Annotated in this window: 18 protein-coding genes; 17 read left to right on the forward strand and 1 reads right to left on the reverse strand. The window is 42.4% G+C overall.

Annotated features, from left to right (window positions below; genetic code table 11):
- Nucleotides 1-147: 147 nt before the first annotated feature.
- Genes LI112_RS12050 through aspS form a run of 7 tightly spaced genes read left to right on the forward strand, consistent with a single transcriptional unit; the run spans nt 148 to nt 8919 of the window.
- Nucleotides 148-672, forward strand: a complete 525-nt coding sequence (locus LI112_RS12050; RefSeq protein ID WP_005426474.1) for an adenine phosphoribosyltransferase — start codon at nt 148-150, stop codon at nt 670-672.
- 56 nt (nt 673-728) lie between these two features.
- Nucleotides 729-3059: a bifunctional (p)ppGpp synthetase/guanosine-3',5'-bis(diphosphate) 3'-pyrophosphohydrolase gene (locus tag LI112_RS12055; RefSeq protein WP_005426473.1), complete on the forward strand. Its 2331-nt coding sequence runs from the start codon at nt 729-731 to the stop codon at nt 3057-3059.
- 19 nt (nt 3060-3078) lie between these two features.
- Complete coding sequence (locus LI112_RS12060) at nt 3079-3708, forward strand: MBL fold metallo-hydrolase (RefSeq protein ID WP_173908869.1); 630 nt, start codon at nt 3079-3081, stop codon at nt 3706-3708.
- Nucleotides 3680-5230 carry a coproporphyrinogen dehydrogenase HemZ gene (gene hemZ, locus LI112_RS12065; protein WP_227190793.1) on the forward strand — a complete coding sequence of 517 codons (1551 nt, stop codon included), beginning with the start codon at nt 3680-3682 and terminating at the stop codon, nt 5228-5230. The genes LI112_RS12060 and hemZ overlap by 29 nt, the downstream gene beginning before the upstream one ends.
- A 9-nt stretch (nt 5231-5239) precedes the next feature.
- A complete protein-coding gene (locus LI112_RS12070; RefSeq protein ID WP_319638645.1) occupies nt 5240-5830 on the forward strand; it encodes an HD domain-containing phosphohydrolase in 591 nt (196 codons plus the stop codon).
- A gap of 12 nt (nt 5831-5842) precedes the next feature.
- On the forward strand, nt 5843-7093 hold the full coding sequence (gene hisS / locus LI112_RS12075; RefSeq protein ID WP_178528887.1) for a histidine--tRNA ligase: 1251 nt from the start codon (nt 5843-5845) through the stop codon (nt 7091-7093).
- Between the two features lie 23 nt (nt 7094-7116).
- The gene (aspS, locus tag LI112_RS12080; protein ID WP_117739644.1) at nt 7117-8919 is read left to right on the forward strand and encodes an aspartate--tRNA ligase; all 1803 of its coding nucleotides are present in this window, start codon (nt 7117-7119) and stop codon (nt 8917-8919) included.
- Nucleotides 8920-8994: 75 nt separating this feature from the next.
- Here aspS and LI112_RS12085 read toward each other — a convergent pair whose 3' ends face one another.
- Entirely contained in the window at nt 8995-10155 is a 1161-nt protein-coding gene (locus LI112_RS12085; RefSeq protein WP_227190794.1) for a hypothetical protein, read from the reverse strand.
- A 259-nt stretch (nt 10156-10414) separates the two neighbouring features.
- On the opposite strand from LI112_RS12085, the gene LI112_RS12090 reads away from it, so the two are divergent.
- From LI112_RS12090 to LI112_RS12135, 10 genes are all read left to right on the forward strand, one after another.
- On the forward strand, nt 10415-11947 hold the full coding sequence (locus LI112_RS12090) for an efflux RND transporter periplasmic adaptor subunit (RefSeq protein WP_227190795.1): 1533 nt from the start codon (nt 10415-10417) through the stop codon (nt 11945-11947).
- Nucleotides 11944-12621, forward strand: a complete 678-nt coding sequence (locus tag LI112_RS12095; protein WP_227190796.1) for an ABC transporter ATP-binding protein — start codon at nt 11944-11946, stop codon at nt 12619-12621. The genes LI112_RS12090 and LI112_RS12095 overlap by 4 nt, the downstream gene beginning before the upstream one ends.
- Nucleotides 12622-12624: 3 nt before the next feature.
- Nucleotides 12625-14631: a hypothetical protein gene (locus tag LI112_RS12100; RefSeq protein WP_005426459.1), complete on the forward strand. Its 2007-nt coding sequence runs from the start codon at nt 12625-12627 to the stop codon at nt 14629-14631.
- A gap of 14 nt (nt 14632-14645) precedes the next feature.
- Nucleotides 14646-15902, forward strand: coding sequence for an ABC transporter permease (locus LI112_RS12105; protein ID WP_005426456.1), 1257 nt, complete (start codon nt 14646-14648; stop codon nt 15900-15902).
- 159 nt (nt 15903-16061) lie between these two features.
- Nucleotides 16062-16931: a DegV family protein gene (locus LI112_RS12110; RefSeq protein WP_117739642.1), complete on the forward strand. Its 870-nt coding sequence runs from the start codon at nt 16062-16064 to the stop codon at nt 16929-16931.
- 17 nt (nt 16932-16948) lie between these two features.
- Nucleotides 16949-18715 (forward strand): arginine--tRNA ligase, encoded by a 1767-nt coding sequence (gene argS / locus LI112_RS12115; RefSeq protein ID WP_055056517.1) that lies wholly within the window; start codon nt 16949-16951, stop codon nt 18713-18715.
- Between the two features lie 222 nt (nt 18716-18937).
- Nucleotides 18938-20161 (forward strand): serine/threonine-protein kinase, encoded by a 1224-nt coding sequence (locus LI112_RS12120; RefSeq protein ID WP_227190827.1) that lies wholly within the window; start codon nt 18938-18940, stop codon nt 20159-20161.
- Entirely contained in the window at nt 20121-21002 is an 882-nt protein-coding gene (locus tag LI112_RS12125) for a hypothetical protein (protein ID WP_129795737.1), read from the forward strand. The genes LI112_RS12120 and LI112_RS12125 overlap by 41 nt, the downstream gene beginning before the upstream one ends.
- Before the next feature lie 51 nt (nt 21003-21053).
- Entirely contained in the window at nt 21054-21701 is a 648-nt protein-coding gene (locus LI112_RS12130) for an HAD-IA family hydrolase (RefSeq protein WP_118045793.1), read from the forward strand.
- Nucleotides 21702-21769: 68 nt separating this feature from the next.
- Nucleotides 21770-22528 (forward strand): CPBP family intramembrane glutamic endopeptidase, encoded by a 759-nt coding sequence (locus tag LI112_RS12135; RefSeq protein ID WP_022388006.1) that lies wholly within the window; start codon nt 21770-21772, stop codon nt 22526-22528.
- The last annotated feature ends 91 nt before the right edge of the window (nt 22529-22619 follow it).

Here is a 22619-nt window from a genome sequence, read left to right on the forward strand (position 1 = left end):
CAGGCTTTATGCGGCCTGCACGTACTATTTTAATTATGCAACTGTCAAACTCCCGCCGACAAAATGGGTTAGTCATTGATTCTGCCATAAAAAAGTGATATAATTATAAACCAGATTTATATGTAAAGAAAAGCGAGGTACGCAAAAATGAAAAAAATAGAAGATTACGTAAGAAGTATCCCGGATTTTCCGGAACCGGGTATTATTTTCAGAGACATTACAAGTGTTCTGCAGGATGCAGATGGACTTCAGCTTGCAATTGATTCCATGCAGGATTGTCTCAAGGATACGGATGTAGATGTAATCGTAGGAACTGAATCCAGAGGCTTTATCTTTGGTGTGCCGATTGCATATAATCTTCATAAACCATTTGTACCGGTTCGCAAAAAAGGCAAACTTCCATGTGAGACTGTTTCCAGAAGCTATGATCTGGAATATGGAAGTGCAACTATAGAGATGCACAAAGACTCTATCAAACCAGGACAGAAAGTAGCAATCATTGATGACCTGATCGCTACCGGTGGTACGGTGGAAGCTGCAATTAAGCTGGTAGAAGAACTTGGCGGTGAAGTAGTCAAAGTTGTTTTCCTTATGGAGCTTGCAGGATTAAAAGGACGCGAAAGACTCGCTGGTTATGATGTGGCTTCTGTGATCAGATACGAAGGTAAATGATTCTGCGGCGGCAACAGCGTGAACAGTAATAAATAACGGCAGGCAGGTGGGAGATAATGGCAGATAAGAAAGAGAATGTACAGCTTGAAAAAACAATGGACAAGGCAGAACAGGAAAAGCTTGAATCCGTAAAAAAAGCAGATGCAGCGGTCAAAACCATGCAGGATTTTACCAGCCCAGAGGTTTTGTATGAGGAGCTGATAGCCAGTGTGAAGAAATATCACCCTTCTACGGATATTTCCATGATACAGAAAGCCTACGAAGTGGCCAGGGAAGCCCACAAAGATCAGAAGCGAAAATCAGGAGAGCCGTATATCATACATCCTCTTTGTGTGGCAATCATACTTGCAGATCTTGAGCTGGACAAAGAAACGATCGTTGCAGGTCTTCTTCATGATGCAGTTGAAGATACCTGGATGACAATAGAAGAAGTAGAGAAGGAGTTCAGTGCAGAAGTTGCACTTCTGGTGGATGGCGTTACCAAACTGGGACAGTTAAGCTATTCAGCTGATAAAGTAGAACTTCAGGCAGAAAACCTTCGAAAGATGTTTCTTGCCATGGCAAAGGATATCCGTGTTATTCTGATCAAGCTTGCAGACCGCCTGCATAATATGCGCACCCTGCAGTATATGAGACCGGAGAAACAGCAGGAAAAAGCCCGTGAAACGATGGATATTTATGCACCGATCGCTATGAGACTTGGTATCTCCAAAATCAAAGTAGAGCTGGATGACCTTTCGCTGAAATATCTGAAACCAGATGTATACTATGATCTGGTGGATAAAGTTGCTCTTCGTAAAAGTGAACGACAGGAGTTTGTAAACAATATCGTTAAACAGGTCAAGCAGCATATGGATGAGGCATCCATTAAAGCGCAGGTTGACGGAAGAATCAAACATTTCTTCAGTATCTATAAAAAGATGGTCAACCAGGACAAGACGATCGATCAGATTTATGATCTGTTTGCAGTACGTATCCTGGTAGATACTGTCAAAGACTGCTATGCGGCACTTGGCGTCATCCATGAGATGTATAAACCGATTCCGGGCAGGTTCAAGGACTATATTGCCATGCCGAAGCCAAATATGTATCAGTCTCTGCATACGACGCTGATCGGCCCGAACGGACAGCCATTTGAAATTCAGATCCGCACATTTGAGATGCACAAGACTGCGGAATATGGTATTGCTGCACACTGGAAATACAAAGAATCATCCGATGGTAAAGTACCTGTTGATAAGAGAGAAGAAGAGAAACTGAACTGGCTGCGTCAGATTCTGGAATGGCAGAAAGATATGTCTGACAACAGAGAATTTATGAGTCTTCTTAAGAATGACTTAGATCTTTTTGCAGACAGTGTTTATTGTTTCACACCGCAGGGAGATGTCAAGAACCTGCCAAATGGATCTACACCGATTGATTTTGCCTACAGTGTACACAGTGCTGTTGGTAACCGTATGGTTGGGGCACGTGTCAATGGTAAACTGGTTCCAATTGAGTATCAGATCAAAAATGGGGACCGTATTGAGATCATTACTTCACAGAATTCACAGGGACCGAGCCGTGACTGGCTGAATCTTGTCAAGAGCACACAGGCAAAGAATAAGATCAATCAGTGGTTCAAGAAAGAACTGAAAGAAGATAACATCCTGAAAGGCAAAGACATGCTGACACAGTATGCCAAGTCCAAAGGATATAAACTTGGAATCTATACAAAACCGCAGTTCCTGGAATCCGTTATGCGTAAATATGGATTCCGTGACTGGGATTCTGTACTGGCTGCAATCGGCCATGGTGGTCTGAAAGAAGGACAGGTCTTCAATAAGCTGATGGAAGCTTATGATAAAGAAAATCAGAAGAATCTTACAGACGAGCAGGTATTGGAGGCTACTGGGGAAGCACAGGAGAAACTGCATGTTACCAAAAACAAAGGTGGTATCGTTGTAAAAGGTATCCATGATGTTGCAGTTCGTTTTTCAAAGTGCTGCAGTCCGATCCCTGGAGACGAAATCGTTGGATTTGTTACAAGGGGACGGGGAATTACCATTCATCGTACAGATTGTGTGAATGTGCTGAATATGTCGGAAATGGATCGATCCCGTCTGATCGAAGCTGAATGGCAGCCAACGGACAATAAAGGTTCTGAGAAATATATGGCTGAGATTCAGGTCTATGCAAATAACCGTACTGGTCTTCTGGTGGATCTTTCCAAAATCTTTACAGAGAGAAAGATTGATATGAGAAGCATTAACAGCCGTACAAGCAAGCAGGAAAAGGCGACGATTTCAATCAGCTTTGAGATTGGAAGCAAAGAAGAGCTTTCATCACTTGTTGCCAAGATACGTCAGGTAGAAAGTGTGATCGACGTAGAACGTACAACCGGTTGATTTAGATGAGGATAATAGTATGAAAAGACTGGATTTACAGAAATGTATTGTTGGAAGTGTGTTTACGAACTGTTACTTCCTGAAAAATAAAGAAACAGAAGAAATGCTGATCGTTGATCCGGGCGATAATGCCGACAGAATCGAACAGAAGGTTCTTGAAATGCAGGGCAGACCGGTTGCAATTCTTCTGACACATGGTCATTTTGACCATATTCTTGCAGCAGAAGAAATCAAAAAGAAATATAATATTCCAATTTATGCATGTGCCAAAGAAGAAAAGACGCTGCAGGATCCAAGAATCAATCTGACAGCATTTCACACGAGCAGCTATACATTGAAGGCGGATGTGTATCTTACGGATCTTCAGGTTGTGGAACTGGCAGGTTTTTCGGTTCAGATGATCGAGACTCCCGGACATACGTTAGGAAGCTGTTGCTATTATTTGAAAGATGAAGGAGTTTTGTTCAGCGGAGATACTGTTTTCTGTGGGTCGGTGGGAAGAACTGATTTTCCGGAGGGAAGCACCGCGGCAATCGTAAACAGTCTGCACAGACTGCTGGAAGCACTTCCGGATGATACGGAAGTTTATCCGGGACATGATACGTCAACAACGATTGGTTATGAAAAGAGGTATAATCCATTTGTATAAGATTGGTATTCTGTTTCAGGACAGAGAGTTTGAACACGATATATATGAACTGATCCGTGCGTTTTATCCGGGAAGTGAGATTTGTTCTTTCTATGAAGAAGAGGAAGCGGGCTGTGATCTTTATTTTCGGATTGAAAAGCAGGGTGATTCCTGTGTGATCCGGTATGAGGAACATGAGAATAAAGGCGTGACAAGTGCAGAGTTTATAGAAGGGCAGTCTTCGGATGCCCTTATTTCTTGTGTGGATGCTGATGACAGTGAGGCAAAAGAACGTGCACATGCGATTCGTAAGGAGCGTAAGGATATTGTTAAGATTGCACTGTACAAGTTATTAGTAAAGCTGACGGGGAAAACACTTCCGTGGGGAAACCTGACAGGTATCCGGCCGGCGAAACTTGCAATGGGACTGATTGAATCTGGTATGAAGAATACGGAAGCGGCACAGGAAATGAGAGAGCGCTATATGGTGAGTCCGCAGAAAACAGCACTTGCGATCACAATAGCGAACAGAGAAAGAGAGATTCTCAAAGATATTGATTATGAAAATGGTTACAGTCTGTATGTGGGAATCCCGTTCTGCCCGAGTATATGTCTTTACTGTTCTTTCAGTTCCTATCCATTGAAACAGTGGAAGAACCGTGTGAACCAGTATCTGGAAGCACTTTGCAAAGAGATAAAAGAAGTTGCTGCAATCATGAAAGCAAAAGGCAGAAAACTGGATACGGTTTATATTGGAGGAGGTACACCGACAACGTTGGAACCGGAGCAGCTGAAAGTCCTTCTGGATGCACTGATGGAGAATTTTTGCTGCGAGAATCTTGCAGAATTTACGATTGAAGCAGGAAGACCGGACAGTATTACCAGAGAAAAGCTGATGATGATCCGCAATTATCCGATTACAAGGATTTCTGTAAATCCACAGACGATGAATCAGGAAACGCTGGATATTATTGGAAGACGTCATACAGTAGAGGAAACAAAGCAGGCATTTATGCTTGCAAGAGAGTGTGGTTTTGACAACATCAATATGGATCTGATCGTTGGTCTGCCTGGAGAAGATAAGATAATGGTAGAAAACACATTGAATGAAGTGAAAGCACTTGCACCAGACAGCATAACCGTACATTCCCTTGCTGTTAAGAGGGCGGCACGACTGAATATTTTTAAAGATAAATATCAGGAAATGACTTTTGAGAACAACCAGGAGATCATGGATATGACCATGAAAACAGCCTACGAAATGGAAATGGGTCCTTATTATCTGTACAGACAGAAAAATATGAAGGGAAATTTTGAGAATGTTGGCTATGCAAAGGTTGACAAAGCCGGGATTTACAATATACTAATTATGGAGGAAAAACAGCCGATCATCGCTTTGGGGGCCGGCGGTTCTTCCAAGCTTGTCTTTGATCAGGGCAAACGTATTGAACGTGTGGAAAATGTCAAAGATGTTACAAATTACATTGACCGTATTGATGAAATGATAGAACGAAAACGCAAAGGAATCAATACCTGGTTATGACAGCAGGAGGTGGACGTATTGCAGACAGCAGAGAAAGAGCCGGGACAGGCGGAAATATTCAAGTCTGGTGACAGATTGCTGGATTTTGATCTTTCTGAGGAACTGAATCATGGAATTGCTGTCAGTAATCTTGCGTATGCTGTAGCTGCCGAACTGGGGCAGGACGAGGAGTTCTGTTATCAGATGGCGATTGCCGGAATGCTCCATGATATTGGGAAGCTGAAGCTTACCGGCTATATCAACGGACAGGAAAATGATCCCCTTCTGATAGAAGAACTGAAGTATGTCCGTATGCATTCTTCGCTGGGATATGAAGAACTGAAGGATCAGGGGTATTCAGAGCTGGTACTTCAGAGTGTTTTGTATCATCATGAAAATTATGATGGCAGCGGCTATCCGTCGAATCTCAGGGGGGACAGCATTCCGCTTGGGGCCAGAATTTTGCGTGTCTGCGATGTTTATGCGGCACTGAGCTCAGACAGACCTTACAGAAGAGCGTTTGATGTCAGTACAGTGATAGAGCTTATGATCGATGAGATCAAAAATTTTGATATGGAAGTTTTTCTTGCATTTCAGAGAGTTGTACACAATAACAAATAACAGGAGGACAGTATGGCGTTAAAGAAGAAACCGGTTACCGGTATGAAAGACATTTTACCAAAAGAGATGGAAATTCGTAATTATGTGATGAACATGATTCGTGAAACATATGGAAAATTTGGATTTTCTGCAATTGAGACACCATGTGTGGAGCATATCGAAAATCTCAGCAGCAAACAGGGTGGAGAGAATGAGAAACTGATCTTCAAGATTCTGAAACGAGGAGAAAAACTGAAACTGGATACAGCAGAGTGTGAGGCTGATCTGGTTGATTCAGGCCTTCGTTATGATCTGACTGTACCGCTTTCCAGATATTATTCCAACAATGCAGGACAGCTTCCGACTCCGTTTAAGGCACTTCAGATGGGCAATGTCTGGAGAGCGGACCGTCCGCAGAGAGGCCGTTTCCGCCAGTTTATGCAGTGTGATATTGATATTCTTGGTGAGCCTACTTATCTTGCAGAAATTGAACTTGTCATGGCAACAACGACATTGCTTGGCAAACTGGATTTCCATAATTTCACGATCCGTATCAATGACCGAAAAATCCTGAAAGCTATGGCACAGTACAGTGGATTTCCGGAAGATAGCTTTGATACAGTTTTCATCATTCTGGACAAGATGGACAAGATTGGTCTGGAAGGTGTAGCTGAAGAACTGGAAAAAGAAGGTTTCAGCAAAGACAGTATTGATACCTATCTTGCTATGTTCAAAGAAATTACAACTGATATTGAAGGCGTACGTTACTGCAAAGAAAAACTGAGTGATGTTCTGGATCCGAAAGTAGCAGAAGATCTTGAGACCATCATCACAGCAGTTGATTCTGTGAAAAATGCAGACTTTAAGATTTCCTTTGATCCGACTCTGGTTCGTGGAATGTCTTACTACACAGGTCCGATCTTTGAGATCGCAATGGATGAGTTTGGCGGTTCTGTTGGTGGCGGCGGACGTTATGATGAGATGATTGGTAAATTCACCGGACAGAATACATCTGCATGCGGATTTTCCATTGGATTTGAGAGAATCGTTATGCTGCTTCTGGAGAGAGGGTATGAAATCCCGACAAATGCAGCTAAGAAAGCGTATCTGATCGAGAAGAACATGCCGGCTGATAAACTTCTTCCGATTCTGAAACAGGCAGAAGAAGAACGTAAGAATGGTGTTCAGGTCAACATTTCTATCATGAAGAAAAATAAGAAATTCCAGAAGGAACAGATGACAGCGGAAGGATATACAGAATTTGTAGAATTCTTTAATAAATAAGTGCTTCAAAAAGGAGAAAAATCATGGCTGAAAGTATGAAAGGTCTGCACAGGACATGCCGATGTGCAGAAGTAACAAAGGATATGGTCGGCAGCAAAGTAACCCTGATGGGATGGGTGCAGAAGGCACGTAACAAAGGAGGTCTTGTCTTTGTTGATCTTCGTGACCGTTCCGGTATCATGCAGGTAATCTTTGAAAATGGCAGCATTGACCAGGAAGGTTTTGAAAAAGCAGGCAAACTGAGAAGTGAGTTTGTAATCGCAGTTACCGGTACAGTTGAGAATCGCGGTGGTGCTGTAAATGAAAATCTTGCTACAGGTGCACTGGAACTCCGTGCAGAATCTTTAAGAATTCTCGCAGAGTCTGAGGTTCCGCCTTTCCCGATCGAAGAGAACAGCAAGACAAAAGATGAAATTCGTCTGAAATACCGTTACCTTGACCTGAGAAGACCGGACCTTCAGAGAAATTTGATGATGAAGAGCAAAGTAATGATGCTTACCCGTAAATTCTTCACAGATGAAGGATTCCTGGAAGTTGAGACACCAATGCTTGGTAAGAGTACACCGGAAGGTGCGAGAGATTATCTTGTTCCGTCCAGAATTCACCCAGGTTCTTTCTACGGCCTTCCACAGTCTCCGCAGCTGTACAAACAGCTTCTGATGTGCTCCGGATATGACCGTTACATTCAGATCGCACGTTGTTTCCGTGATGAGGACCTTCGTGCAGATCGTCAGCCGGAATTTACACAGATCGATATGGAGCTTTCCTTTGTAGACGTAGACGATGTTATCGATGTAAATGAGCGATTCCTTGCTTATCTGTTTAAAGAAGTTCTGGATGTGGATGTCAAGCTTCCAATTCAGAGAATTACATGGCAGGAAGCTATGGACCGTTTCGGTTCTGACAAACCGGATATGCGTTTTGGGATGGAACTGCATGATGTAAGTGAAGTAGTGAAAGATTGCGGATTCGTAGTATTCAAGAATGCACTGGAGGCTGGTGGAAGTGTCCGTGGTATCAATGCAGAAGGCCAGGGAAGCATGCCTCGTAAGAAGATTGACAAGCTTGTTGATTTCGCCAAGACTTATGGTGCAAAAGGTCTTGCTTACATCGCTATTGCAGAAGATGGTACACGCAAATCTTCCTTTGCTAAATTCATGACAGATGAAGAGATGGATGCTCTGGTTCGGGCGATGGAAGGTAAACCGGGAGATCTGCTTCTCTTTGCAGCAGACAAGAACAAAGTCGTATATGATGTTCTTGGTGCTCTTCGTGTAGAACTTGCAAAACAGATGGATCTTCTTGACAAAAACGAATATCGCTTCGTATGGGTAACAGAGTTCCCGCTTCTTGAGTGGAGTGAAGAAGAAAACCGCTATACAGCAATGCATCATCCATTTACGATGTTGATGGAAGAGGATATCCCACTGATCGAGAGTGGAGATCTTGGAAAAATCCGTGCAAAAGCTTATGATATCGTATTGAATGGTAATGAGATCGGTGGAGGTAGTGTTCGAATCCATCAGAATGATATTCAGGAAAAAATGTTTGAGATGCTTGGATTTACGAAAGATGCAGCTTACAAACAGTTTGGTTTCCTTCTGAATGCATTCAAATATGGAGTTCCGCCTCACGCTGGACTGGCATATGGACTTGACCGTCTGGTTATGCTGATGGCAAAAGTTGACAGTATTCGTGATGTCATTGCATTCCCGAAAGTAAAAGATGCCTCCTGTCTGATGACAGAATCACCGAGTGTGGTAAGCGAACAGCAGCTTGAGGAACTTGGGCTTGAAACAGCTAAAGAAGAAACAACAGAAGAATAAGAGCAGCAAATAGGCTGCAGATATAAAAGAAAACGGCTGTCCCGGATGTGGGACGGCCGTTTTGAAGTATAAAAATTAGTTTTGTTCAGAGGAATCAGCGGTATCGTTTGCTTCTTCGGATACCGGAGTACTGCTGAGTGTTCCGAAAATGGCATTTCCGATTGCAGCATTGCTGTCCTGGAGTTTCCAGGAAACACCATCATTGGTAAGATGGAAAACAGCAGCAGTCTGTACAGTCGCTGTATTTGATTTGATTTTTGACAGAAGCAGCTGCATGGATTTTTCATAACGTTTGACAGAACCATCAATTACAGCATCGGCAGAACTCAGATAAGTATCCAGTTCATTCTGATAGGCAGTAAGGATCGCATTGCTGTCAAAGGTAGTGATCTTAGTCTGAATGACAGCATTGTAGCTTTCTTCGTCACAGCTGGAAATATTGAAATCAAAAGTAGAGTGAAAAAGCTCCACCAGTGCGGCAGCAATAGAATTCTTGTCTGTATCGGAAGTATTGAACAGGCTTTCGATTCCAAGATAATTGCCCATTTGTTCTGTATTCATTGTTTTAAGGGTATTCAGATAGACGGTCAGGGTTTCCTCAGGTGAGAGGAGGTTGTTATCAGACAGATAAGTCATCAGACCGCCGACAAGATTGTTCTCCAGGGAGTGTGAACGTATGATCTCCCATTCGTCTTTGTCATCATTACTTCCCTTATTACAAAGTTTCACAGTACATTCTCGTTCTACGGTAGCATAATTGTTATTGCTGAGGAGTTGATCCAGCAGGAGATAACGTTCTTCCATGGAATCTGTGGTTTTTTCTGTAGCCTGTTCTTCGCTGTCAGCCGCTTTGAGAATTGCATTTTTCAGAGAAGCTTCGCCGTAATCTTTGGCAAGAGAGGCTGCATCTATTGTGGATAAGCGCAGGGAAGCTGTGGCTTCTTTTTTATCGTTGTCGACGTTTACACTCAGAATTTCGTAATCAAAATTCTGGAAGAAGAGAGAAAAGACTTCTTTTACTTCATTTGAGAGTTTGATCTCTTTGGTAGCGTCGGGAAAAAGTTCTTTGTAGGATACATATTTCTGGGTCGTATCAGAGTCCAGATTTTTCAGTAGATCCAGTTCATTTGTGATAACTGCCTGTACATCTGTCTTATCCACGTGGGAACAGCCGGTCAAACATATGACAGCCAGGATAATCAGCAGAAATGGCATCAGACCTTTTGCGATCTTCATAGGTATCTTTCCTTTCAAAAATAATCCTTTATATTTTATCAGATAAGCATGGAAAAGTCAAAAAATGGTAATTTTATGCTGTTTTGGAAGACATTTATGAAAATATTGTGAAAACCGGGATGATTTTGTACAGCTCTTTCATTTTCAGGTGTAATCTGATATGATATATAAGTTAAAAAGTGATTTTTACAAAGTAAACACATGAATAGTGTATCATTAAGTCAGTAATGTCTGGACTGATAGGAGGAAACACAGATTTATGAAAAAACGTATTTTAATCCTTCTCGGGATATTGATAATTGGTGGCGGCGCTGCTGCAGGAGTATGTTGGAAAATGGGCGTATTTGGTCAGCAGGAGACAAGTGGAGATTCTGTATATGTAACCAAAATAAGCGACCTTACCGGACAGACATCAGGAGTTTCCAACCGCTATGCAGGAGTAGTTGAGCCTCAGGAGACTGTTTCTGTAGAACTGGAGAGTGGACGGACAGTAAAAGAAGTCCAGGTTAAGACCGGTGATCAGGTCAAGAAAGGGCAGCTTTTGTTTGAATATGATCTGAGCAGCATTCAGGAGAGCCTGGAAGAAGCACAGCTTGACCTTGACCGCCTGAAAAATGAGGCAAGCAGTCTGAACGAGCGGATTGCCACGCTTGAAAAAGAAAAGAAAAAAGCAAGTCAGGATAATCAGCTTTCTTATACGATTGAGATTGAGACAAACAAAATGAATCTCAAGAAAAATGAATACAGTCAGAAAAGCAAGCAGGCTGAGATTGACAAACTCCAAAGTGCGACCGGCAATACAGAAGTCCGGAGTTCAATTGATGGTGTTATCCAGAAAATCGATACATCGAAGCTGACAACAGAGGATAACAGCAGCGTGGATGATACAGATTCAGGAGATTTTTCTCAGTCTGATGATAGCAGCAGCGGGGGCAGCAATGCATTTATTACAATCCTGAGTACAGGTGCTTACCGTATAAAAGGTACAGTCAATGAATTAAATGTAAACAGCATTGTTGAGGGCGAACCGGTAATCATTCGATCTCGTGTGGATGACAGTCAGACCTGGAAGGGGACCATGGGAACGGTTGATAAGGACAGTGCATCTTCCGGCAATAATAACAATTCTTTTTACGGAATGACGGACAGCAGTGATTCTCAGACGAGTACCAGTACTTATCCGTTTTATGTAAATCTCGATTCATCAGACGGGCTGATGCTTGGCCAGCATGTTTATATTGAGATGGATGAAGGACAGGAAAGTCAAAAGACAGGAATCTGGTTAAGTGAGGTTTATATTGTTGATGCAGATACAGACAGTCCGTATGTGTGGGCAGCAGATAAGAAGGGCAAACTGGAGAAACGTAGTGTGATTCTGGGACAGCATGATGAAGAACTTGGAGAATATGAGATTGCAGATGGTCTTTCCAAGGATGACTGTATAGCATATCCGTCTGATATACTTGAGGAGGGAATGTCTACGACGACCAATATAGAAGATGCAATGGATACAGACAATATAGATATGCAGCCGCTGGATGATAGCAGCTTCAGTGAAGATCCTCTTCCGGATACGGCTGATACAGAGGGTGTCAGTGAATATGAAATGAGCGATGACGGAACCGTTGTTGATGATCCGGAAGCAGTTGATGACAGCATTGTGGATGACAGTTCATCGGATGAAACATATATGGATGAATCAATGGATATGACAGACGGAAGTTCCGATTCAGGTGAGATACTGGATGATAATCTTATGCCGGTAGAGGAGGATACGGAGGAAGCACAATGATTTTGGATTTAAAGGGAATCTTTAAGAACTATCAGCAGGGAAAGATGAGTGTGCCGGTTCTGAAGGACGTTAATTTTTCCATGGAAGAGGGAGAATATGTGGCAATCATGGGACCATCCGGATCAGGAAAAACAACACTCATGAATATTATAGGATGCCTGGATAAGCCGACAGAAGGGAAATTTTTTCTGGATGGACAGGACATTCTCAACTGTTCAGAAAATGATATGTCAGATATCCGACTTAATAAAATCGGATTTGTATTTCAGAGTTTCCACCTTCTTCCAAGACAGTCTGCGCTTGCTAACGTAGAACTTCCATTGAATTATGCCAAAGTCCCGAAGAAAGAAAGACGGGAGCGGGCAATGAAGGCACTGGAAAGAGTAGGACTTGCTGATCGTGTAGACTTTCAGCCGAACCAGCTTTCCGGTGGACAGATGCAGCGAGTTGCGATTGCCAGGGCAATCGTAAATAATCCCAAACTCCTTCTGGCAGATGAACCAACAGGAGCACTTGACAGTAAATCAGGTGCTCAGGTCATGGAGCTTTTCCAGAAGCTGAATGATGAGGGGGTTACAGTCCTTATGATCACTCATGATCCGGACATTGCTGCACATGCAAAGCGGGTTGTGATGATTCGCGATGGAGAGCTGAAGGAAAAAGAGGTGAAGTAGTTCATGAAGAAAAAAATCATCATAGGTATCCTGATCGCAGCTCTGGTCGCAGGAGGATCTGCCGGCGGAGCAGTCTATTATAAAAAGTCTCATCAGAAAACGGTGTCTGTTGTAAGCGTTGACAGTCTGGCCGGTCAGTATTACATGGATGATACAAATCTTAATGGAAATATTGTTACCAGTGCGACGCAGAGTGTTAACATAGACAAAGATATGATCATTAAGGAGGTCTATGTATCAAAGGGGGATTCCGTTAAAAAAGGGGATCAGTTGATGTCTTTTGATATGACACTTGTTCAGATGGAACTGAATATAGCCAAGCTGAAACAAAAACAGCAGGAACAGGATCTGAATAAAGCGATTAACAGGCTGAGCAGCCTGAAAAACGGCGGTAAGATAGAAGAAAGTGATGGGGAGACACTGGATACTTCCGGCAGCACATCGGATGATACAGATACAAGCAGTGCGATGGATGACAGTAATGAAACTGCTTCGACGGGTGGAAGTGTGAAGGGCAATTATCTGGCTGCAATTATCCAGCCGGTTCTGGCGGCTGCTGTGGAGAAGACAGATATAGAATCTGCAAATACAGAAGAGACTGCTGTTGAGGATTCCGAAAGTGCAGCTGCACAAACACAGGGAACAGAGAGCGGCTCTGAGAACAGTTCAGATGGAAATGCAGATTCATCAGACAACAGTAGTACAGATGTGAAGGTTGAGTTTGAAGAGCCGGATACGACAGGAAATGATACCACAGTAACGATCAGTCCGGAGCCGACGAATATACCGGATGATAATGCCGATGAAGATTTCACAGACGAAATCGAGATCGTTGACACAGAACCGGATACTGGAACAGATGATCTGACGGATGGAAGTCCGATGTTTTATCAGGTTCTGGATGAAAATACAGAACCCTATACCGGAACAGGTACAGAGGATGATCCATATGTATTCCTCTGCAGTTCTGCAAAAGGCTATGTAGTTGCGAAGGGATCCTTTTTGAATAAAATGGCTGCTTTTCAGGCTGATGGTACGAAGGAACCTGGCAGAGAAGGATACTGGTATCAGCTGGAGTTTCATCAAAATGATACGATAACAAATCTGCTGGACCGTAAAGAATCCTGCACAGGCTATTATCTTGTAGATGGAGGCCTGCTGGAAAAAATGGTAACCGATAACTCTGAAGTTGAGTTTTCGCTGGACGGGGCATCTCATTATGAGAAGCCACCGGCTGATGGAGGCGGAGACGGAGGCGGCGGTGGAGATGATGGTGGTTCGGCATCTATCTCACGTGATGAGGCGATCAAGATTCAGCAGACTAAGATTGACAGCCTGAAACTGGACATCAGAGAAAGTAAACTGAATATTGAGAAACTCGAGAAAAAAGTAAAAAAAGAGGTAATATACAGCAAGCTGGACGGAACGGTTGCAAAAGTAGGCGATCCGGTGACTGGCGCATCTGATGGAAATTCTTTTATGACGATCAAAAGCAAAGAAGGTTACTACGTAAAAGGTACAGTCAGTGAACTGATGCTGGATCAGGTTAAGGAAGGTACGATACTGAACTGTTCAAGTCAGAATGGTGATTTTGAAGCAGAGGTGATCGATGTATCTGAGTATCCGGTTTCAGGTGATAATTATTCCGGCAATGGAAATCCAAATGTATCTTATTATACATATATTGCAACGATTCCGGACAAAACCGTCAAAGTATCGGACGAAGACTGGCTGACGATTTCTCTGACAAATAATACACAGAGCAAAGGAATTGTTCTGGACAGGGCATTTGTACGGTCAGAAAATGGAGCCAGTTATGTATACAAGGATGACAACGGAGTGCTGAAGAAACAGGTGCTTACCGTAGGTGGTAATGTAAATGGCGGCTACAGTGTACTGATAACCGGTGGAATCACCAGAGATGATAAGATTGCTTTTCCGTATGGTGACACGGTAAAAGAAGGTGCAAAGACCAAGGAAGTTTCTTCCAGTGAGATCTATGGATATTAGAAAGGTGGTATTTTATGCTTGAAAATATGAGGATATCCATTCAGGGAATCTGGTCTCATAAAATGCGATCTTTTCTGACTATGCTGGGTATCATTATTGGTATTGCATCGATCATTGCGATCGTGTCTACGATCAAGGGAACAAGTGAACAGATCAAAGAAGACCTGATCGGTGCGGGAAATAATACAGTTTCTGTGAGTCTGAATTATGGTGACAGTGATTATGATCCGGAGTATGGAATGACCGATGGTACGGAACCGCCGCTTCTCTCAGATCAGCAGAAAGAAGATGTTATGAATCTGGATCATGTGGAGAATGCGACATTCTTTTACAGCCGTACATATACCAGCAGCGTATATTATGAAAATACCAGTTTTCAGGGTGGAAGTATTTATGGAATTGATATGAATTATCTGGATACCTGTGGATATATGGTAAGATCCGGCCGTGGTTTTATACAGAAGGATTATGATGAGATGCGAAAGGTTGTACTGGTAGACAGCAATGCGGCAGATAATCTCTTTGCAGGAAAAGATCCTGTTGGAAAAACAATAGAGATTGGATCCGAACCGTTTACCGTTATTGGTGTGGTAGAACAGAATGATGATTATCAGCCAAATATCAAAACCATTGATGAGTACAATCAATATTATCAGATGATCATGGGAACAGTCATGATTCCGAATAAATGCTGGCCCATGGCATTTAAGTTTGATGAACCTGAGAATGCCGTGATCCGAGCAGATTCAACGGATAATATGAGTTCCGCCGGAAATGCAGCAGCGGATATTATGAATCAGGGAATCAACACCAATACATCCAAGTACAAATATAAAGCGGATGATGTAATGCAGCAGGTCAAGAACTTGCAGAAACTCAGTGAGAGCACCAATACACAGCTGATCTGGATTGCAAGTATTTCATTGTTGGTCGGAGGTATCGGCGTTATGAATATCATGTTGGTATCCGTCACTGAACGAACCAGTGAAATTGGTCTGAAAAAAGCAATCGGTGCACGAAAGAAAGTGATTCTGTTTCAGTTTTTGACAGAAGCCTCCATGCTGACAAGCATTGGAGGAGTGATCGGAGTTATTGTTGGAATTGCACTTTCCAAAGTGGTATCGGAACTGTCGGGGGCTCCGACAGCTATCAGTATACCGGCGATCATTGGTTCCGTTCTTTTTTCCACATTGATTGGCGTGATCTTTGGATTACTTCCGTCAGTCAAGGCTGCCGATTTAAATCCGATTGATGCACTTAGAAGTGAATGACAGAGGTTGGAGTTTGTTGATCAGAGACAGACTCCAATCTCTTTTTCTGTTATGAGGGGCATTTTTGATATTTTAATTGAGATGGAGAAAAAAATGTGTTAGACTATAATCAATATGCAATGATTCAGATATGAAGTAAAATACATGAGGAGATGCAGTATGAGAAAAATTGCAATTGTAACAGACAGTAACAGTGGTATTACGCAGGATGAAGGAAGAAAACTGGGAATCTCTGTTCTGCCTATGCCTTTTTATATTAACGATGTGATGTATCTGGAAGGAATCACTCTTTCACAGGAGGATTTTTATGAACGTCTGAAAAATGATGAATCCATATCTACTTCACAGCCGAGTCCGGCTGAAGTATGTGGTTTATGGGATAATCTGCTGGAAGAGTATGATGAGATTGTACATATTCCGATGTCCAGTGGACTGAGTGCGTCCTGTGATACAGCTACCATGCTTGCCAGAGACTACGATGGCAGAGTACAGGTCGTTAATAACCAGAGAATCTCAGTTACGCAGCGTCAGTCAGTACTTGATGCAATGACATTAAGAGATGCCGGAAAGAGTGCGGCAGAGATTAAAGAAAAACTGGAAGAAGAGAAGATGGAGTCAAGTATCTATATTACTTTGGAAACTTTGAAATATCTGAAAAAAGGTGGAAGAATCACTCCGGCTGCAGCTGCGATCGGAACGGTTCTGAATCTGAAACCTGTTCTTCAGATCCAGGGAGAGAAGCTTGATGCATATGCAAAAGTGCGAGGTAAGAAGCAGGCAAAGAGAGTTATGATGAAAGCAATGCAGGAAGACTGGGATACACGTTTTAAGAAATATGTAGAATCCGGTGAGATGTGTCTGCAGATGGCCTATGCAGGAAACAAAGAAGAGGCCGAGGAATTCAAAAAAGAAGTTCAGGCAGCATTTCCTGGAATAGATATCCATATGGATCCACTTTCTTTAAGCGTTGCATGCCATATCGGACATGGAGCACTTGCTGTTGCATGCGCAAAGAAAGTAACTGTATAAAATAAGGAGTCAGAAAAATGAAAAAACTTATGGAATTAATGGCAGAAGAACTTGCTTCTGCTTTTGAAAAAGCCGGATACAATCCGGAATACGGTAAAGTTACCGTTTCCAATAGACCGGATTTATGTGAATTTCAATGCAATGGAGCCATGGCAGGAGCCAAAGCATATAAGAAAGCACCATTTATGATCGCAGATGATGTAGTTGAACATCTGAAAGACAGTCAGATCTTTGCAATGGCAGAAGTTGTGAAGCCGGGATTTATCAATCTGCAGGTTAAAGAAGAATTTCTTGCTGATTACCTGAAGAAAATGGCAGCAGATGAGAAATATTCTGTAAAAACAGCTGAGAAACCGAAGACGATCATTATCGACTACGGCGGACCGAATGTTGCAAAACCACTTCATGTAGGTCATCTTCGTTCTGCAATCATTGGGGAGAGTATCAAACGTATCGGACGTTTTGTCGGACATAAAGTGATCGGTGATGTACATCTTGGAGACTGGGGACTGCAGATGGGGCTGATCATTACAGAACTGAAACACCGCAAGCCGGAACTGGTTTATTTTGACGATACTTACGAAGGAGAATATCCGAAGGAAGCACCGTTTACCATCAGCGAACTGGAGGAAATCTATCCATGTGCAAGTGGTAAATCCAAAGAAGACGAAGAATACCGTAATGAAGCTCTTGAAGCAACACATCAGCTTCAGCAGGGTAAACCTGGATATATGGCTCTCTGGAATCACATCATGCAGGTTTCTGTTACAGACCTCAAGAGAAACTATGCAAACCTGAATGTTTCCTTTGATCTGTGGAAAAAGGAATCTGATGCACAGCCGTATATTCCGGATATGGTTCAGAAAATGAAAGACCAGGGATTTGCATATGAAGATCAGGGAGCACTGGTAGTAGATGTCAAAGAAGAATCTGATACCAAAGAAATTCCGCCATGTATGTTGTTGAAATCAGACGGAGCTTCTCTGTATACCACAACAGATCTTGCAACGATCGTAGAGCGTGTCAAACTCTTTGATCCGGATGAAATTCTTTATGTAGTAGACAAGCGTCAGGAACTTCATTTCATTCAGGTATTCCGCTGTGCAAGAAAGACCGGACTTGTAAAACCGGAGACGAAACTTTCTTTCCTTGGATTTGGTACCATGAATGGAAAAGACGGAAAACCGTTCAAAACAAGAGAGGGCGGTGTTATGCGTCTGGAAAATCTCATCGCAGATATTGACGAAGAGATGTTCCATAAGATTGTCGAGAACAGAAGTGTCAAAGATCAGGATGCAAAAGAAACAGCGGAGATTGTAGGACTTTCTGCAATCAAATATGGTGACCTGTCCAATCAGGCAACCAAAGATTATGTGTTTGATATTGATCGTTTCACTTCCTTCGAAGGAAATACAGGTCCGTATATCCTGTATACGATCGTTCGTATCAAATCCATTCTCAATCGTTATAAAGAAGAAGGTGGAAACCTTGAAGCAGGAGAAATCCTTCCGGCTGTCAATGCAAGCCAGAAGAACCTTATGCTGGAGCTGACAAAATTCGGAAGTACCATTGAGAATGCTTTCGAAGAAAAAGCACCGCATAAGATCTGTGCATACATTTATGAAGTATCCAATGCATTCAACAGTTTTTACCATGAGACTAAGATTCTCAGCGAAGAAAACCAGGCACAGAAAGAATCCTTCCTGAAACTTCTCGGTCTTACAAAAGATATACTTGAAACAAGCATCGACCTTCTTGGGTTCTCAGCACCGGATCGTATGTAATTGAATTAAAGTCTCACCTCCCATCTGGAAGGTGAGATTTTTTTAGAAAAAATTTATTATTTTCCATTCCTTTTTATGATATACTTATTTCATCTCAAAATTCTATAAGTTGGAATTCCCAACATTTTTCCATACAGATATTTATAAAAATCAGCGAAAGGAGCGATCGATATCGATCTAACAGGAATCATACTGAAAGGACGCTACTGCATCGTTGAACAGATTGGCAGAGGCGGTGAAGGTTCCATGTATCTGGCACGTGATCTGGAACTTGGCATTTTTCGTGCGGTAAAAGAGCTGCCTGCCAGCAGCAGAAGAGAGGCCGGACTGCTCAGACTTCTTGAACATCCCTATCTGCCAAAGATGATTGATTACACAGAGAGGGGTAACTTTTGTTACATCATCATGGAATATATACATGGCAGATCTCTGGAAGAGTATATGCAGGAAGGATATGTTTTTTCCATAGAGGAGATACTGTGCATAGGTGATGTGACCTTGCAGGTACTGGAATATTTTCATTCCAGGAAACCGGCAGTTTTTTATGGGGATCTGAAGCCGGCAAATATAATGATGACAGATCAGAAACGCCCTTATCTGATAGATTTTGGAAGTGCGGTTTTTTCATATAGTGCTTCTTATAAAGAAACAAAGGGAACAAGAGGATATGCTGCCCCTGAACAGCTGCAAGGAAAGATAAGTGCAGCCAGCGATTTTTATGCACTTGGAAAAACAATGGAAGTGCTTTGTGGCAAAAAGAAATTCCGGTATTTTTTGAAATGTCCTGCTTTGGGGAAATTTATTTTCAGATGTTGCCGTACAGAGCCGGAGAAGCGCTGGCAGGGTACCGCGGAGGCAAGAAATGAATTATGTAAAATTCATCCGCTGAATTTGCGGCTGAAAGCTGTACTTTTCCCGCTGGCGGTAGCTTTGGTGGTGTTTGTGGCTGTTCTGGGTTCAGGATTAGACAGAGAAAAACTGCCAGAGCTGTCGCAGATGCTGACACCGGTGACCGCGCAGTATTTTACCATGGAATATCAGACTGGTTCTGCAATATGGAAAGAGAAAATACATGTTCACATAGAAAAAGAGCTGCAGAATTTGCAAAAAGTTTATCAGAAGACACAGGATCAGATTCGAATTCTGGAACTGCTTGCGTGGAACGGGCAGCTGGCAGACAAAGCAGATCATGCAGAAATCTACTATCGGCAACTGTTAACATATGAGCCGGAGTATAGTAAGGGCTATCTGGAATATGGATTATTTTTGTGCAGACAGGGCAGGTATCAGGAAAGCAGAGCAGTATATAGACAGTGGAAAAACAGGGCAGAAGAAAAAAGAATGCAGATAGCAGATGCATTTGCTGAAGAATGGCAGGAATGGAAGAAGGAGGCAGGAATTATTCTTGGAAGGACGAAACAATCTTTTTTGGAAGGTGCTTTTTAGTTTACTGATAATGGCAGTGTATGGAAGTTGTTCAGCTGCATATGCAGCTGAGTTTGGTGGGTTTGAGGTTTCAACAGGGACCGGTGAATATGAAGGAACCGGAGAAGAATGGGAGGATGAGCCGGTATGCAATACACCAGAACAGAATGACAGTAATACTTATGTAGATGAAGCACGAAATGACGGACAGGAATCAGAACAAAATACTTCAGGAACGGTATCCTCATATAATGAGGAGTATGAACAAGTGCCTGTACAGAATTGGAATGCACGGGAAAGTTCCACAACAACTGAAAAAAACCGTTCTTCTGTAACAGAATATGCGGAAAGGTATAGAGGAGAGAACGAAAATGTAAGTAGTTCGATCATGGATGAAGACAGAATCCTCGAGTCTGAGAGTACGGTAGTATCGATTCCCGCAGAAACGAGTCCGACATGGATACCAACCGTGACTCCAACTCCGGTTCCTGCGCCAACAGCAACTTCAATACCGGTATTTACAGAAGTCCCGAAAGAAGAGGTGGAAACAGTAACAGAGTACAAGGAAGAGTACCGTCTGCCGCCTGCAGAATGTCTGCGAAAAATGAAACTCTTATGTTTGAGACAGGAATTGGGAAAGGGAGAATATGCAGAAATTCGAATCAAGAAGAATACAGTGGTAGAAATTGTAAGTGTACGTGTAAACGGACAGGAAAAAGACTGGGATACAGAGGGAGAATTAGTCAGAGTACATGACCTTGTCAATGAGATAAATCTGCTGGAGATTGCAGCTATGATACCGGCAGATTTTACGTGGACGGGAGAGAAAAAGAATGTTATACTGACCTATAATGTTTTTTAGACGAATTTTTTGATACAAAAGAAAAATTATCTGTAAAAAATCGGAGGAATTATGTATAAAGCAATCTTATTTGATCTGGATGGAACGCTGACAGAGTCAGGTGAGGGAATCACAAAATGCGTGCAGTATGCGCTTGAAAAGCTTGGCAGACCAGAGTCGGATCTTGAAAAACTGAAAGTGTTTATCGGACCACCGCTGATGGAGCAGTTTATGAAGTATGCAGATATGGATGAAGCAACTGCGCGCAAAGCAGTGGAATATTACAGAGAGCGTTATTCTACGACTGGAATATTTGAGAATCGTCCATACCCGGGGGTGGAAAAGATGCTTCAGGAATTAAGGAGAAAGAAATACCTTCTGGCAGTTGCATCTTCCAAACCGGAATATTATGTGAAACAGATTTTAGATTATTTTAATTTGACGGAATATTTTGACGAAATTGTGGGAAGTGAAATGAATGGAGCCAGAACAAATAAGACAGAGGTGATTGAAGAAACCTTGAAACGCCTTGGATTGGATCATCACCGTGAGCAGGTGATCATGGTAGGGGATAAGGAGCACGATGTTCTTGGCGCCAGAAAGGCAGGACTTGATTGTGTGGCTGTTTCTTATGGTTATGGGACAGAAGAAGAACTTGCGGCCTCCCAGCCATTGCAGATTGTGGCATCAGCTGAAGAGATACTGGATTTTTTCGCCTGAGCCCCCGACGCAGACAAAGCCATGTCAGACAGATCTGGAGAGTAGCATATCCCTGTGGGATTCATTTTTTGATTTCACAGATCGTTGGCTACGCAGGTCTGTGGCTGATCATGAAATCTGGCGGGGGAATGGATACTTATTATCAAAATGCAATTCTTTTTACAGGGCTGACTGGATTACTTGCTATGATTCCCTGTCTGTGGTTTTACAGTAGAGACCGTGCAGCGAGAAAAATTGGCGGACTTGTAACTTCGCAAAAACCATGGCAGTTGAAAATTCCGGAAATGTTACTGTTGCTTGGAATGGGAGCGGCATTTTCTCAGTTTGCCAATATGCTTGTGGGAATACTGCAGTCGGTTTTGAATTATCAGGAATATCAGGAATCTATGGACCAGCTGATGGAAGGAAAACAAATGTGGTTCCTGATCTTATCTATGGGAATCATAGCACCGCTTGCAGAGGAAATCGTTTTTCGCTGGCTGATCTATCTGAGACTTCGGGATTATATGCGAATGGGAGCAGCTGCTGTAATTTCTGGCCTGATTTTTGGAATCTATCATGGAAATCTGGTACAGGCTGTTTATGCGAGCCTTCTTGGAATAGTGTTTGCATATATTCTGGATATCAGTGGATGTCTGTGGAGCAGTGTGCTATTGCATATGGGGGCTAATATCTGGTCACTGATATCGCCGGATTTGTATACATGGATCATTGCCAGGAATCCGGCTGCAATCATGATATTATTCCTGATCTTACTGATGGTAATGATTTTGGGCTGTTTTTATTTTACAAAAAGAGTACAGGGAAGATCAAAACGAGTTATATAGCAGAGAAAAGTAAAAATTATGATACAAATGAAAAGCTTTCAGATGAAATAAAATCTGGGAGCTTTTTTATATAAAGAAATAATGGTAATTA

This window comes from Blautia sp. 210820-DFI.6.14 (genome assembly GCF_020558815.1).
GTDB lineage: Bacteria > Bacillota > Clostridia > Lachnospirales > Lachnospiraceae > Blautia_A > Blautia_A obeum.